We start from the raw sequence: 14934 nt of genomic DNA on the forward strand, positions 1-14934 counted from the left end.
ATTCTGCCTCTGGGTGATTGGCCGTGACGATAGCACAGAAATTGCCTGAGAAAAGGATGATATTACCTATTATGTGAGGTTGCCGCCGGGGGACATTGCCCCAGATGTCGGTTGAGGAGGAATTCGGATGAACGTGCACATGCCAACCGTTACCCTGGAGGACAAATACGTCGCCACGGAAGGACGGGTCTATCTGACAGGCATACAGGCGCTTGTCCGGCTGGCGCTCGATCGGGCGCGCATGGACCAGTTGGCCGGCCTGAAAACGGGCGGCTTCATTTCCGGCTACCGGGGATCGCCGCTTGCCGGTTACGACACAGAGCTGATGCGGGCTCATCGCCACCTCAAGGGGTATGACGTCGTCTTCAAGCCGGGCGTCAACGAAGAGCTGGGCGCGACCGCAGTGTGGGGCAGCCAGAAGCTGCGCGGCGAGGGCGGTGTTGGACGGGCGACCTCTTACGACGGTGTCTTCGGCATCTGGTACGGCAAGGCGCCGGGCGTCGACCGTGCCGGCGATGTGCTGCGTCAGGCCAACGCTTCGGGCACTGACCGCAACGGCGGGGTGCTTGCCTTGGCCGGTGATGACCACCTTGCAAAATCCTCCATCCTGCCGGCGCAGAGCGAGTTCTATTTCGAGCATGCGGAAATTCCGGTCCTGAACCCGGCCGATATCCAGGATGTTCTCGACTACGGCCTGCACGGCCTGGAAATGTCCCGCTTCACCAGCCTCTGGACGGCCCTGATTTGCGTTGCCGACACGATGGATGCATCGGCAACGATCAATATCTCTCCGAACAGGTTGCGCATGGTGCGTCCGCTGGAAGGCGATCCGCGCAAGGACTATCACCAGAACCGCGATCTTCTTCTGGGTAACCGCCTGGAGACAGAGCGTCTGGTGCGCGATCTTCGTATTCCTGCGGCTCAGGCCTATGTGCGGACAAACGGTCTGGACCGGGTCACCTTCGGAACGAGGACCAATCCCAAATACGGCATCGTTGCTTCCGGCAAGGCCTACCGGGATCTGCTGCAGGCACTCGACCTGATGGGCATTACCGAGGACTTTGCCAAAGCGCTGGGCCTCGGGGTTTACAAGGTGGCAATGAGCTGGCCTCTGGAGCCGCTCGGCCTGCGTGATTTCGCCCGTGGCACAGAACGTTTGCTGGTGGTGGAGCACAAGCGCGCGTTCATGGAATCCCAGATCAAGGACATCTCTTATCACTGGCCGGAAATGAGCCGGCCGGAAATCTGGGGCAAACGCCGTCCGGACGGGACACCGTTCCTGTCCGATGTTCTGGAACTGTCCGTTGCCGAGCTTATCGAAGGCCTCATGACCTGGCTGCCGGGCGATGTGGTTTCGGAAGAAATGCGCGCCGTTGCCAACCGGATGACCAAACAGGCCATGTGGGCCCAGGGCCATGCGGAACGCGCTGCCCGTATTCCCTACTTCTGCTCAGGCTGCCCGCATTCCACGTCGACCAAGACACCGGAAGGCTCCCGCTCGCTGCCGGGCATCGGCTGCCACGCGATGACGGAAATGGCCGGCCGGACAACGGAAGGCCAGATTGCGATGGGCGGCGAGGGTGTCTTGTGGGTCGGGCAGCAGCCTTTCTCCGGCGACAGCCACGTCTTTGCCAACGTCGGCGACGGCACCTACTTCCATTCCGGCATCCTGGCGATCCGGCAGGCGCTCGCCTCCAACGTTCCGATCACCTACAAGATCCTCTACAACGACGCGGTTGCCATGACCGGTGGCCAGAAGGTGGATGGCCAGCTGACCGTTCCGCAGATCACCCGTCAGCTGGAAGCCGAAGGCGTCGAGCGGATCGCGGTGGTTTCGGAGAATCCGGACAGCTACGGCTCCTGGACACCGCTTGCCCCGGGAACCAAGATTCACCACCGCGACGAACTGATGGACGTTCAGGAAGAGTTCCAGACCTTCAAGGGCGTGTCGGTGATCGTTTACGACCAGACCTGCGCCGCGGAAAAGCGCCGCCGACGCAAGCGCGGGCAGTTTCCCGATCCGGACATGCGCCTCTTTATCAATGACCGGGTGTGTGAAGGCTGCGGAGACTGTTCCGTGCAGTCCAACTGCCTGTCGGTGGAGCCACTGGCAACGCCATTCGGTGAAAAGCGCGTCATCAACCAGTCGAGCTGCAACAAGGACTTCTCCTGTATCAAGGGGTTCTGCCCGTCCTTTGTCGAGATCAACGGCGCTGCACTGAAGAAGCCGAAGAAGGCGGATGTCGATATCGACACCCTGGTGGAAACCCTGCCGCTGCCGACACTTGCCTCGCTTGACCGCACCTGGAACACGCTGGTGGCCGGTATCGGCGGCATGGGTGTGACCACGATCAGCGCGATCCTGGCTATGGCGGCCCATGTGGACGGCAAGCAGGCTTCCACGCTGGACATGACCGGCCTTGCCCAGAAGGGTGGCCCGGTAACGTCTCACGTGCGTTTTGCGGCGGGCAACAGGTCGATTGAAGGTCCGCGGGTTCCGGCAGCCAGCCTCGACCTTCTGATCGCGAGTGACATGGTGGTGGCCGCGAACGCGGATCAGCTCGCGCTCGCCCATCGTGGTCACACGATGACCGTTGCCAACACCAAGGTGGCCCCGACTGCGGAATTCGTGCTGAAGCAGACGCTTTCCTTCGATGAAAAGCAGATGGACAGCGCCCTGCGCAAAGCCTCCGGCACATATCTGCCTGTCAATGCTGCAGACATTGCCGAGAAGCTTCTGGGCGATGCCATCTATGCCAACATGCTGCTGGTCGGCATGGCTTTCCAGAGTGGCGCATTGCCGGTCTCGGACTATGCCATCGAAACCGCGCTGGAGCTCAACGGCGCGTCGGTGAAGAACAACATCAAGGCGTTCCGTGCAGGCCGCGTGCTGGCTGCAGATCCGGAAAAACTGCTCAAGGCCCTGCCGTCGGAAGCAAAACAGCGTGTCTTTACCGTCGATGAGAAGATTGCCTTCAACGCCCAGGAGCTGACTGCCTATCAGGATGCGGCCTACGCACAGCGTTATCTGGATCTGGTCGGCAAGGTCAAAGAGGCTGACGAAGCGCATGGTCCGGGCACGTTCCGCCTGACGCAGACTGTGTCCGACATGCTCTTCAAGTTGATGGCCTACAAGGACGAATATGAAGTCGCGCGGCTTTATAGCGATCTTGCCTTCAAGGAGAAGATCGCGCAGCGCTTTGAAGACCCGAAGAAGCTGAAGGTTCATCTGGCACCGCCATTCCTCGCGCATCGCAAGGATCCGAAGACCGGCCGTCCGCAGAAGATTGCCTTCGGACCCTGGATCTTCTCCGCGTTCAGCTTCCTGGCGAAGCTCAAGGGCATGCGCGGCAAATGGTACGATCCGTTCGGCCGTACGGCGGAACGCAAGACAGAGCGCGCGCTCATCAGTCAGTATGAGGGCGATATTGCCGAGATCCTGAAGCGGCTGCCGGAAGGACACTACGGCCTGTTGGTCGAGCTCGCCCGGGTTCCGGATCTTATCCGCGGGTTTGGTCCGATCAAGGATGACAACATCGAAAAGGCGACTGAAAAGCGCCGTGTGCTTCTGGAGCAGCTCGACAGAAGCAATGACGGCGGCTCGGACAACAAGACCGGCACCAAGGAGTTTCTGGCTGCTGCCGAATAAAGGCCGATCTGGAACAGCAAAAAACCGGCGCCGCAGGGTGCCGGTTTTTTTATGTCTTTTGCTCCGGGTGAAGGCGCTGCAATCCTGAAACGGAAGGCAAGTCCATGGACGAGCTAGCGCCAGGGGCCGCTAATGATCGGCCGCCGCCGGTTTTCTTCGCGGGCTCTCAAATCGTTGTCGCTGAGGACATCGAAAAGAAGATCGTCCGGAATGGATTGATGGCTGGATCGGCGGGAAAGGGCCTTGCCGAGTTTCCGTCGCAGGAGGGCCGCCAGTTGATAGAGACCGCGGGTGCGGGAGGGCGGTATGGCGGCGACACGGGGAAAACGGACCACGGAGGACATGGCTGGCTCCAATAAAGAAATATATTGCTTTCTTTATTTAGATTGCGCCTGGTGATGGGTCAATAAGAAAAGGGAAATATTTCTTTATCTTGTGCGCTGCCGATGGGCACGCCCCTGTCCAGAGGCCTTGCGGCGCAGCGAATGTATTTAAACCAGTCGCAATTTCTGACCTTCGGAGGCTATTGAAACGGCCCCTGAAAATCTTTTTTCGGAAAAAATATTCGGATTTCAACGGGATAAAAAAGTGACTTCGAGCGGGGAGCGAAGCGGTCAAAATTGTTACATTTCAATGATATGTAATGAATACATGCGATATAGTTAGAATTGTTCTCAAGTTTTAAAAAAAGACAATTACATTCTGGAAAAGCGCGTTTCGACCTTCTTTAAAACTCATCGTCATTTTCTGTACCAACGCCAAACCGGCACACTTGTGAAAATTGGTAATGGAACATGACTGAAGCGTTGAAAACAGAACTGGTGAACTTCTCGGAGCTGACCGGTGAAGCTGGCAGCGCCCGGAGGGCCGAACTGGCCCGGCATGTCGCAACCCTGTTTGCCCTGACCTCCGATCGGTGCTCCGACGAGCAGGTCGATATTTATGACTCCGTTCTCTTGCGGCTTGTCGACATGGTGGAAGACGAAGTTCGCCGTTATGTCGCTGACCAGATGTCCAGCCTGAGACGCGGTCCGGAAGAAACCATCCGCCGTCTGGCCGATGACGAGATCGAGGTGGCCGAGCCGATCCTGCTGCGCTCCACCGTGCTGCGGGAGGCCGATCTGATCAAGATCGCCGAAAAACGCGGCAATGCGCACCGGTTCGCCATCGCACAGCGTGAAGTTCTGTCTGAAGAGCTGACCGATGTGCTGGTGCGTCGCGGTGATCTGAAGGTCAAGCGCAAGGTGGCCAGCAACGACGGCGCCTGCCTGTCGGATGCATCGATCATGGCCCTGATCAGCGATGCTGCCTCCGATGCGACGCTGCAGCTTTCCTTGAGCGAGCGTGCGGATCTTGCCGAAGCGCATATCGCCAGCCTGATCTCGGTTGCCAGCGAGGAAGTCCGGCGGAAGCTGCATGCAACCGGCCGTGGTCACGAAGCCGAGCGGGTAGAGGAAGCTGCCGATATCGCCGCACAGCGCATGTCCAACCAGTATTGGCTGGGCCGCTACGACTTCGAAACAGCGCGCAGCCGGGTACTGCTGCTGGCCAAACGCGGGATGGTCAATGAGGCGGCCCTGCGCCGGTTCGCCTCGGAAGACCGGTTCGCGGAAGCGGTCGCCACCTTTGCCTGGCTGGTGAGATGCGGTGTCGAGGAAGTCAGCCACTGGATGGTGCGCCCCGATCCGGAGCCGTTCGTCATTCTTGCCAAGGCTTCCGGGTTCTCCTCCATCACCGTGGGTTCCCTGCTGGCCATCGGCCCCTGGCGCCATCGCCTGACACCGGATGTGCGCAGCGATGCCATGGCCATGTTCGAGCGCATGACGATCGCCGAAGCCAAGCGCAAGATGGCTCATTGGAACAACACCGTTCTGCACTGACACAATTAAGCAAGGCGCCTCCTGCCTGCATGTAAGGCCCGGTTCGAAAGGATCGGGCCTCTTCTTTTTCAGCGCCTTGCGAAAAGCCGGCTTTCTTTCAAATGGCACAGATCCGTGCCAAGAAAGACGGGGATCCTTTTCGCGACTCGTCCTGGGGCTGACATGCGCTTTTCACATCCAACCTATCGCCGATCCTGTCTTGCCGATGGTGGCCGCAAGAGGTCAGGCAAGGCGTTCCTTCTTCTGTCAGGTCTGCTTGCACTCTTTCTGTGTCTGGCGGGGGGGGCCTCAGGGGCGCAGGCACAGGGAATACCCGGGCTGTTTTCCGGAAAGGGCTCTACCAAGACCGAGACCGGTACTGGGGCTCCGGCCGCTGAAACAACAGCAGATGGAAATGCGCAACCGGAAGCGGCTGGCTCTGCAGTGGCGCCGGCCGACGGCGCGGGTGAAGGCGCAAACCTTCTTCAGACCGTGGACGAGTTCACCGAAGATGCCGTCGAGGCCCGGGATGTTCTCAAATCCATCGTTCAGAAAATTCCCGAGATCCAGGATGTGATGGTGGAGACCCTGCGCGCCCAGGGGGGCGAACGGGGTCTCAACTGGATGTCGTCGACGCTGGTGGACATTCTGATAGCCGTTGTTCTCGGCCTTGTGGCCTCTGCCCTGGTGAACCGGTGGGGCCGGCGGCAATTCGCGTCCTGGTACCAGCCGGACGCGACGACACGGGCTGACAAGATTATCTATCTTTATGCCCGGGCGATCCTGATGTTCGTCGGTGTCGGGCTCTTCTTTGCCGTAGCGGCCGGGGTATTTCTTCTGGTCGGAACGGGCATTGATGCATCCAACAAGACAGCACTTGTGGTTGTCGGAACCATGGCGGTTTTTCTGGCGCTCCGTGTTGTCTGGCTGAATGTGCTGGCACCCGACGCGGAGAGCCACCGGTTGCTGGCGCTTTCCAATCAGGAAGCGACCGGGCTCTACAGGACACTGCTGGTCGGCTCCGCCATTTCCCTTGCGGCGGTTGCCTTCTGCCTCTGGATGGAGCGACTGGGTCTGTCGCCTGACATTCACAAGCTGGCATTGATTGCGGCCTCAGCGCTGTCGATGGTCATCCTGTCCGGCATCGCGATTGTCTATCGCAGGGTAATTGCGCGGCTGATCCGGGGAAAGAAGGGGGCTGAAGCGCCGATCTGGCGAAGGGTTCTGGCCAGCGGCTGGCACTTTGTTGCCGTTGCCTATTTCTTCCTGGCCTGGGGGATTTCGGCAGTGCGTATCCTGCTCGACTTGCCGGACGCGATCGGTCTGGTCGGTGCGCCGCTGGAAGTGCTGCTGATGGCTGCGGTTGCCTATGGGCTGCTGATCCTGCTCATCGACCGGGTTCTGTTGCCGCGGCTGGACACGGCCGCCGCACAGGAGAAGATTGCCGAGGACATCAAACGTGCCGAAGCAGGCGAGGGCGGCGAAGAGGATGCTGCCAGCACATTGGCCCAGGCGCGCGCGGAAGCTGCCGAGCGGGAAGCGCGGCGCTCACCCTTCCGGGACCTGTTCGACCGGGGGGCCACTATTCTGGTCGTGTTCACCTCGCTGGACATGCTGGCTTCCAAATGGGGACTGCCGCTTGCCGGTAGCGGCTCGCTGATCGGTTCCTTCGTCGAGGTGCTTCTGGTCATGTTCCTTGGCTACATGGCCTATGAGGCCGTGAAAATCGTCATTGACCGGGAAATTGCCAAGGAAGCGCCCGCCGAGAAAGACGAAGAGGCGGAAGTCGGGGGAACCGGTGAGAGCCGGATTTCCACCTTGCTGCCGATCTTCCGCAATTTCCTGCTCATCACGATCGTGGTGATCGCCACGATGGTGATCCTGTCGCAACTGGGCGTAAATATCGCGCCATTGTTCGCCGGTGCCGGTGTCGTCGGTCTGGCAGTTGGATTCGGGGCTCAAACCCTTATCCGGGATATCTTCTCCGGAGCTTTCTATCTGATCGACGATGCGTTCCGGAAAGGGGAATACATCGATATCGGCAGCGCCAAGGGCGTTGTCGAAAAGATCTCGATCCGGTCGATGCAACTGCGGCACCACCGCGGCGCGCTTACGACGGTTCCCTTTGGCGAAATTCAGAAAGTGGAGAATTTCTCACGAGACTGGGCGGTGATGAAACTTGCGTTCCGCGTTACCTACGACACCGACGTGGAAAAGATGCGCAAGATCATCAAGAACTTCGGCAAGGAACTGCTGGAGGACGAGTATTTCGGGCCCATGTTCCTGGCGCCGCTGAAATCTCAGGGCATCATGTCGATGGAAGACAGTGCCATGATCGCGCGTGTCAAGTTCACCACCAAGCCTGGCAAGCAGTTCGAGCTTCGCAAGGTCGTTTATGCGGGGCTTCGCGACCTCTTCGAAAAGAACGGCATCAGGTTCGCACATCGCCAGGTGACCGTGCGTGTTGCCGGGTCTGACGGCGATGAGGAGGTCGTGACACCCGGCGCCAGGGAAGCTGCTGCGGCTGGTGCTGCCGCGGCTGGAATGCTGGGTGAGGGAATTGGTGACGAGACCGGCGGCAGCGCCGAGGACCAGCTCTAGCACCCGCTGTGTCGCAGCGCCGGATCCTGGACTTGCGGCGAGGCCGCCATAATGGTGTGCTTCACTTCTCGGATCGCAAATGTGAAGGGGGAGACTATGCTGAAACCAATGTTTCTGGGAGCTGCGCTTGCAGTTGCCTTGTCATGCCAGGCCATTGCGGGACCTTTGCAGGACAAGGCGGCTGAAGCGGAGGCGGCGCTTGATGCCGGCAAGGGCGGGGAAGCCATCTCTTTGATGCGCGGGGCCCTTTTCGACGTTTGGTCGAAAGCCACCATTTCCATTCCAACCGCCTTGTTCGTGATGGCCCCTGCCGACGGCTTCGGCATCTATAAACCCAGGGAAGATGCAGCTTTCGGAGCGGACGAGCCGCTGCGCATCTATCTGGAGCCGGTTGGCTTCGACTGGAAACAGCAGGATGGCCTGTTCACATCCCTTCTGACCGTCGACTTCGACCTCGCGTCGCCCGATGGCAAGGTGCTGGCTGGGCAAAAGGGCTTCGGCCGGTTCGACTTCAAGAGCCACGTGCCCAATACCGAATACATGGCCAACCTGACCCTGAATGTCAGCGGGGCCCCGGCGGGCGACTATGTACTGGAACTCACCGTCAACGATGAATTCAGCGGCAATTCCGCGAAAGTCCGGATGCCCTTTTCGATCAAGTAGGTGCATCGGCAACAGGGTGAGGGGCGGTCTATTCGCTTTTGTGCGCCAGGTCCGTGGACCTCTTGACTGAAATCCGATATCGGTCCCGGCAGGCACCAGGAAGAGGCTTGCCATGACTTGAGCTGCCATCCGGCAGCCGGGATGCGCCACCCTTCGCTGATCGAGGAAACCGGGCCCAGGCATGAAGCTCTACGACTGTTTTGTCTTCCATAACGAATTCGAACTTCTGGAAATCCGTCTTCGGGAGATGGGGAACCATGTCGACAAGTTTGTCCTGGTGGAAGCGAACCAGACGCAACGCGGTGGTCCCAAGCCGTTCTACTTTGCGGAAAATCGCGAACGGTTTGCGCCCTGGGCCGACAAGATCATCGATCTTCAGGTCGAGTTTCCCGATGAATTGCCACCGGCGCTCGGCGTCTACAAGAATCGCCGGAAAGCGGACTGGGAGCGCGAGAACTATCAGCGCAATTGCATTGCACGGGGACTGGACGCCTGTGCGCCGGACGACGTCATCCTTCTGTCGGATGTCGACGAGATCGTGCGGGCGGATGTTCTGAAGAAGGTGCTGGACGAGAAGCTCTACAAGGGGCGGCTGCTGGTGTTCGAACAGAGCCTGCACAAACACCATCTCGACCGGATCGTTCCCGGCAAGACCTGGCTGCTGGGGTCGCGGATGATTGAAAAGAAATACCTGACCACGCCGCAGCAACTGCGCCGGACAAAGGCCCGGATGACGAAAAAGTCCTACGTGCCGGGTTTTGTCGCCCAACCGCTTCTCAGGATCCGCAACAACAACCTGTCGGGCATCAGCCGCCCGGTGAAAATCCTGCCCGATGCAGGCTGGCATTTTTCCTCCATGGGCGGCGTGGAAGCCTTCCGGACCAAACTGGCATCTGTCGTCCATGGTCAGACTGTCGATACCAGCGATATCGAAAGGCTCTATGCGAAAGAGCTGGTCGGCACCGAGATCATCCCGCGCGAAGGTCTGCCGGGCTGTGTGCGCGAGGGGCGCTTCGATCACATGCTGGATCAAGGTGCTGTGCCTGCGGAAAGCTGACGAGTTCCGCCGAATTCGGTCATTGGTAATCGGAAACCTGATCCGTTCGGGAGGGCACGCTCGATGATCGCAGCCATGTGACTAATCCGATCGTGCTTCTACACGATGCGGGCTGGATGCTTCCTCGCCCAAGGAGACGGCGTCGTCTTCTTGTGGGCAATATTCACATTTAGCCGATTTGGAGCCTGGCCTGGAGAAGGTATCCATGAACCTTCCGCCGCTTTAGCGACTGACGGCACCGATAGGAGCGGTCACGGGAACAGTTTCAGCGGCGGACAGTTGCCGCCAGGACACTTCCAGAGAGGGCGGTCGAGGCTGCGGCCGGTGTTGTGTCGTGTGCTGCCGATCCGCGATATGAGAGTAAAATATTCTCCCTCTTTCTGCATTTTTGCTCTTTCTTCTCCTGCAATCGCTTCCACATTCCGGCACTAAGGCCACTCACTCATCATGCCGGAAAGGAATTGATATGAGCTGGTTCAAAGCGATTGCCGCGGCCGCAGTGCTGCAGGTACTTACCCTTTCTCCCTCGCAGGCGGGTGACAACCTCGATGCGATCAAATCGGCAGGTGTCCTGAAGATCGGCACCGAAGGCACCTACGCGCCTTTCACCTTCCACGACGGGGAAGGCAAGCTGGTCGGTTTCGATGTCGAAATCGGCGAGGCCGTTGCCGAAAAACTTGGCGTCAAGGCCGAGTTCATTGAAGGCAAATGGGACGGACTGATCGCCGGCCTGGACGTCAAGCGCTACGACGTGGTCATCAATCAGGTCGGCATCACTGACGCCCGCAAGCAGAAATACGATTTCTCCGACCCCTACATCGCCTCCAAGGCAGTGTTGATCGTTCGCGGCAGCAATGACGACATCAATGGCTTCGAAGACCTCACCGGCAAAAAGGCGGCTCAGTCCTTGACCAGCAATTTCGGCAAGCTGGCGGAAGAAGCCGGAGCGGAACTGGTCGGCACCGACGGGTTCGACCAGTCAATCCAGCTGGTGCTGACACGCCGCGCTGATGCGACCATCAACGACAGCCTGTCCTATCTGGACTTCAAGAAGCAGAAACCGGATGCGCCGGTGAAGGTTGTCGCCGAGAAAGCAAATGCCGACTATTCCGGCATTCTGGTGCGTAAGGGTGACCCAGAACTGGTTGCCGCCCTGAATTCGGCGCTGGCCGACATCAAGGCGGATGGTACCTACCAGGCGATTTCCGACAAGTACTTTGGTCAGGACGTGTCCAACTGACATGATGAAGGCCGGTCAACGCAGATCTAGACCGGCCCTTCTCACCTAAACGAAAAGCGCCGGGCGTTCGCGCCGGGCGCGTTTTTTTGGAGCTTTATCGTGCCTCACTGGCTTCAGTTGATGATCGATTCCCTGCCGACGCTTCTGTGGGCTGGGGTCAAATTCACCATTCCGCTCACGCTGTTGTCCTTCGCACTGGGGCTCAGTCTTGGTCTGACCACGGCTGTCACACGCCTGTTCGCGCCGCTGCCGCTGGTGCTGGTCGCGCGCTTTTATGTCTGGGTCTTCCGGGGAACGCCGCTGCTGGTACAGCTCTTCGTGATCTTTTACGGCCTGCCCAGTATCGGAATTTTGCTGGATGCGTTTCCTGCCGCCCTGATCGGCTTTACGCTCAATGTCGGTGCCTATTCGTCGGAGATCATCCGGGCTGCCATTTCCTCCGTGCCGAAGGGACAGTGGGAAGCCGCGTTTTCCACCGGGATGACATGGCGCCAGGCGATGATGCGCACGATCCTGCCGCAAGCCGGGCGCGTGGCGGTGCCGCCGCTGTCGAACACTTTCATTTCGCTGGTCAAGGATACGTCTCTGGCCGCTGCCATCACGGTGCCGGAGTTGTTCCAGTCGGCGCAGCGCATCGTTGCCACCACATATGAGCCACTGATCCTCTACATCGAGGCTGCCCTGATCTATCTTGCCATGAGTTCAGTGCTTGCCTGGCTGCAGGAGCGGCTGGAAGTCCGGTTTGCGCGATATGGCGGCATGCTGGAGACCTCTAGATGATCGAGCTTTCCAATATCAAGAAAAAGTTCGGTGACGCGCTTATCCTCGACGATATCTCGCTGCGTTTTCCCGAAGGCAGCGTCACCGCGCTTGTCGGCCCGTCGGGCGGCGGCAAGAGTACTTTGCTGCGCTGTATCAATCTGCTGGAGATACCGACCTCCGGCAGCGTTCAGGTCGGTGAACACAAGATCACGTTCAAGCAGGGCGTATCAGTGCCGCAGGCATCGGTTCAGAAGATCCGCTGCGAGACGGGCATGGTGTTCCAGAACTTTCAGCTCTTTCCGCACAGGACAGTGATCGAGAATGTGATGGAAGGCCTGCTGGTGGTTCAGAAATGGCCCCGTGAAAAGGCCCGGCAGCGGGCATTGGATCTGCTGGACAAGGTCGGCATGTCGCACAAGACCGACGCCTGGCCGGCCAATCTTTCCGGCGGTCAGCAGCAGCGTGTTGCGATTGCCCGTGCTCTTGCACCTTCGCCCAAGGTGCTTCTATGCGACGAGCCGACTTCCGCGCTCGATCCGGAACTGGCCGGTGAGGTGGTCGACGTACTCGGTCAGCTTGCCCGGGAAGGGACCACCATGGTGATGGCGACGCACGACCTGCGACTGGCATCGCAGATCGCAAATCATGTCGTCTTTCTGGAGGCCGGGCAGGTGGTGGAAACCGGAGATGCGGACGCGATCTTCCGTCATCCCGAGCGCGAGCGCACCCGCCGGTTTGTTTCCTCCATCAACGCCGCACAGACGCTCTAGGTCAGCGCTCCCGCATTGCTCAGATGCGGGAGGTGGTGCAATTCGGCGTGTCACGCGAGGGCTGGGCTATTGCCCTTGCCCGGGCTCAAGACCGCGTAAGGCAGCTCACCTGACCTGAAGTGGCTCGTTCCATTTGTGCTGATGGCCTCGCTCAGTGGATGCGAGGTGGTGCGCAGGTCGGCTCTCGTTTTTCTCCTGCGGGCGTAATTTCGACGAATACGGACCAATCAGTGTCGTATTTGTTTTGATCCCTTGCATGGCGCTTCGATTTCATATAAAGATATCTTTATATCGACATTGATGGCGAAGCGCATGACCGAAGAACAGACCCTGTCCGTTGACGATACCCTGGCCGCCCTGAGGGCTGTCGGCGAGGCGACGCGCCTGAGGCTGATTGCGCTTCTGGCGGAAAGCGAGCTGACGGTGAAGGATGCCACGGCGATCCTCGGACAGAGCCAGCCGCGCATCTCCCGTCATCTGAAGCTGCTTGCCGAAGCGGATCTCATTCAGCGGTTCCCGGAAGGGGCCTGGGTTTACTACCGGCTGGCGGATGGTCCTGAAGGCCAGCTTGCACGCGATCTTGTTGCCCGTATTTCCCTGGAAGACCCGGTGCTGGCGGCGGACCAGGAACGGTTCCGGGCGATCCGCAAGGCCAAGGCGGACGAGGCGGCTGCATATTTTGCAGCCCGCGCGCTTACCTGGGACCGGGAGCGTTCGCTGCATGTTTCCGAAGACGATGTCGAAAAGGCGATGCGCAAGGCACTGGGCGACAAGCCGTTCCAGTCGTTCCTCGACCTTGGCACCGGCACCGGTCGGTTGCTGGAAGTGTTTGCGGACCAGTATGCGACGGCACTTGGTGTCGATGCCTCGCATGACATGCTTGCCGTTGCCCGCGCGAACCTCGCCAAGGCCGGGCTTTCAAACGCCCAGGTACGCCACGGCGACGTTTACGCGCTGAATGTGCCGCCCCGGTCCTTCGATGTCGTGGCGATCCATCAGGTGCTGCACTTCCTTGAGGAACCGGCAAGGGCGCTCAACGAGGCTGCCCGCGCGCTGCGTCCCGGCGGCCGCCTGTTGATCATCGATTTTGCTCCGCATCAGCTGGAGTTCCTGCGCGAAAAACACGCGCATCGTCGCCTGGGCTTTGCCCATGACCAGATGGAGCGCTGGCTTGAAGCGCTCGAACTGGACCTGGAACAGGTCACCGATCTTGTTCCGGGAGACGGCAACGACACCAACCTTACCGTAACCCTTTGGCTTGCGCGTGACCGCCGAATTGTCACCGACCTGCCTGCCCGAGACACGTCCCGAGAGGTCGCCTAACATGACAACCTGTTCCAACCGCCGGTCTCACCAGGCCGCACCTTCGCCAATCACGGCTTCGTTCGAATTTTTCCCGCCGAAGTCCGACAAGATGGCGGAGACGCTGTGGCAGACGGTTCAGCGACTGGCGCCGCTCAGCCCGTCCTTTGTTTCCGTGACCTATGGTGCCGGCGGTTCCACCCGCGAGCGTACGCATCGCACTGTCGAGCGGATCCTGAAGGAAACCGACCTTGCACCGGCGGCGCACCTGACCTGTGTCGGTGCGGCGCGCAGCGAAATCGATGCGATCGTCAAGGACTACTGGGATCTGGGCGTGCGTCATCTGGTGGCGCTGCGCGGTGACCCGCTCGACGGCATCGGCTCGCGTTACGTGCCGCATCCGGAGGGCTATGCCTATGCGACCGACCTGGTTGAAGGCGTCAAGAAGATCGCCAATTTCGACATTTCCGTCTCCGGCTATCCGGAAAGGCATCCGGAAAGCGGCAATTGGCAGAAAGAGATCGACAATCTGAAGCGCAAGGTCGACGCCGGTGCGGACCGGATCATTACCCAGTACTTCTTCGACAATGACCTGTTCGATGATTACCTCGACCGGATTGCGGCCGCTGGCATCAATATTCCGGTGATCCCGGGGATTCTGCCGATCCACAATTTCGAGCAGACGATGGTGTTCTCCGCCAAGTGCGGCACCTCCATTCCGCAGTGGCTGGCTCGGCGTTTTGCCGGCCTGACCAACGATCCGGAAACCCGGAAGCTGGTTGGCGTTTCGGTTGCCTGCGAACAGGTGATGGACCTGGTCGACCGCGGCATCAACGACTTCCATTTCTACACCATGAACCGGGCCGACCTGACCTTTGCCATCTGCCACATGCTTGGCATGGGGCAGCCGGAAACCAAGGAAACCCTGGCGGCCTGAGGGAGGCGAGGCGGCCGGGCCGGGCGCAGAAACGAGCCAGTTGTTTTGGATTTAGAGCGGATGCCCCCTCTTAGCCCGTTACCCTTACCTGGGT

General features: G+C 59.6%; 11 protein-coding genes. 10 read left to right on the forward strand and 1 reads right to left on the reverse strand.

Annotation, left to right across the window (positions count from 1 at the left end; genetic code table 11):
• Positions 1–127: 127 nt before the first annotated feature.
• Positions 128–3649, forward strand: coding sequence for an indolepyruvate ferredoxin oxidoreductase family protein (locus HEP89_RS18515; protein WP_168692720.1), 3522 nt, complete (start codon positions 128–130; stop codon positions 3647–3649).
• Between the two features lie 113 nt (positions 3650–3762).
• Here the strand turns inward: HEP89_RS18515 and HEP89_RS18520 are convergent, their stop codons facing one another.
• The gene (locus HEP89_RS18520) at positions 3763–3993 is read right to left on the reverse strand and encodes a hypothetical protein (RefSeq protein WP_062488394.1); all 231 of its coding nucleotides are present in this window, start codon (positions 3991–3993) and stop codon (positions 3763–3765) included.
• A gap of 450 nt (positions 3994–4443) precedes the next feature.
• Between HEP89_RS18520 and HEP89_RS18525 the strand changes: the two genes are divergently transcribed.
• The 9 genes from HEP89_RS18525 (at position 4444) to metF (ending at position 14840) form a co-directional block, all read left to right on the forward strand.
• On the forward strand, positions 4444–5529 hold the full coding sequence (locus tag HEP89_RS18525) for a DUF2336 domain-containing protein (RefSeq protein ID WP_023000900.1): 1086 nt from the start codon (positions 4444–4446) through the stop codon (positions 5527–5529).
• Positions 5530–5691: 162 nt separating this feature from the next.
• A complete protein-coding gene (locus HEP89_RS18530) occupies positions 5692–8109 on the forward strand; it encodes a mechanosensitive ion channel domain-containing protein (RefSeq protein WP_168692721.1) in 2418 nt (805 codons plus the stop codon).
• A 96-nt stretch (positions 8110–8205) separates the two neighbouring features.
• On the forward strand, positions 8206–8772 hold the full coding sequence (locus HEP89_RS18535) for a hypothetical protein (RefSeq protein WP_168692722.1): 567 nt from the start codon (positions 8206–8208) through the stop codon (positions 8770–8772).
• Positions 8773–8953: 181 nt separating this feature from the next.
• Positions 8954–9829: a hypothetical protein gene (locus HEP89_RS18540; RefSeq protein WP_168692723.1), complete on the forward strand. Its 876-nt coding sequence runs from the start codon at positions 8954–8956 to the stop codon at positions 9827–9829.
• A gap of 466 nt (positions 9830–10295) precedes the next feature.
• Positions 10296–11069, forward strand: coding sequence for an amino acid ABC transporter substrate-binding protein (locus HEP89_RS18545; protein ID WP_168692724.1), 774 nt, complete (start codon positions 10296–10298; stop codon positions 11067–11069).
• Between the two features lie 99 nt (positions 11070–11168).
• Positions 11169–11849: an amino acid ABC transporter permease gene (locus HEP89_RS18550; RefSeq protein WP_031269252.1), complete on the forward strand. Its 681-nt coding sequence runs from the start codon at positions 11169–11171 to the stop codon at positions 11847–11849.
• Positions 11846–12601: an amino acid ABC transporter ATP-binding protein gene (locus HEP89_RS18555; protein ID WP_168692725.1), complete on the forward strand. Its 756-nt coding sequence runs from the start codon at positions 11846–11848 to the stop codon at positions 12599–12601. Before HEP89_RS18550 ends, HEP89_RS18555 begins: the two co-directional genes overlap by 4 nt.
• A gap of 312 nt (positions 12602–12913) precedes the next feature.
• Positions 12914–13924, forward strand: a complete 1011-nt coding sequence (locus HEP89_RS18560; RefSeq protein WP_031269253.1) for a metalloregulator ArsR/SmtB family transcription factor — start codon at positions 12914–12916, stop codon at positions 13922–13924.
• A gap of 1 nt (position 13925) precedes the next feature.
• Positions 13926–14840 (forward strand): methylenetetrahydrofolate reductase [NAD(P)H], encoded by a 915-nt coding sequence (gene metF / locus HEP89_RS18565; protein WP_023000909.1) that lies wholly within the window; start codon positions 13926–13928, stop codon positions 14838–14840.
• The last annotated feature ends 94 nt before the right edge of the window (positions 14841–14934 follow it).

The sequence above is a fragment of the Labrenzia sp. 5N genome (assembly GCF_012395805.1).
Classification (GTDB): Bacteria; Pseudomonadota; Alphaproteobacteria; order Rhizobiales; family Stappiaceae; genus Roseibium; species Roseibium algicola.

What these genes read in the sequence shown, in the direction of transcription:
- HEP89_RS18515 (WP_168692720.1), top strand. Translation starts at nt 128, where the DNA reads ATGAACGTGCACATGCCAACCGTTACCCTGGAGGACAAATACGTCGCC.
- HEP89_RS18520 (WP_062488394.1), bottom strand. Translation starts at nt 3,993, where the DNA reads ATGTCCTCCGTGGTCCGTTTTCCCCGTGTCGCCGCCATACCGCCCTCC.
- HEP89_RS18525 (WP_023000900.1), top strand. Translation starts at nt 4,444, where the DNA reads ATGACTGAAGCGTTGAAAACAGAACTGGTGAACTTCTCGGAGCTGACC.
- HEP89_RS18530 (WP_168692721.1), top strand. Translation starts at nt 5,692, where the DNA reads ATGCGCTTTTCACATCCAACCTATCGCCGATCCTGTCTTGCCGATGGT.
- HEP89_RS18535 (WP_168692722.1), top strand. Translation starts at nt 8,206, where the DNA reads ATGCTGAAACCAATGTTTCTGGGAGCTGCGCTTGCAGTTGCCTTGTCA.
- HEP89_RS18540 (WP_168692723.1), top strand. Translation starts at nt 8,954, where the DNA reads ATGAAGCTCTACGACTGTTTTGTCTTCCATAACGAATTCGAACTTCTG.
- HEP89_RS18545 (WP_168692724.1), top strand. Translation starts at nt 10,296, where the DNA reads ATGAGCTGGTTCAAAGCGATTGCCGCGGCCGCAGTGCTGCAGGTACTT.
- HEP89_RS18555 (WP_168692725.1), top strand. Translation starts at nt 11,846, where the DNA reads ATGATCGAGCTTTCCAATATCAAGAAAAAGTTCGGTGACGCGCTTATC.
- HEP89_RS18560 (WP_031269253.1), top strand. Translation starts at nt 12,914, where the DNA reads ATGACCGAAGAACAGACCCTGTCCGTTGACGATACCCTGGCCGCCCTG.
- metF (WP_023000909.1), top strand. Translation starts at nt 13,926, where the DNA reads ATGACAACCTGTTCCAACCGCCGGTCTCACCAGGCCGCACCTTCGCCA.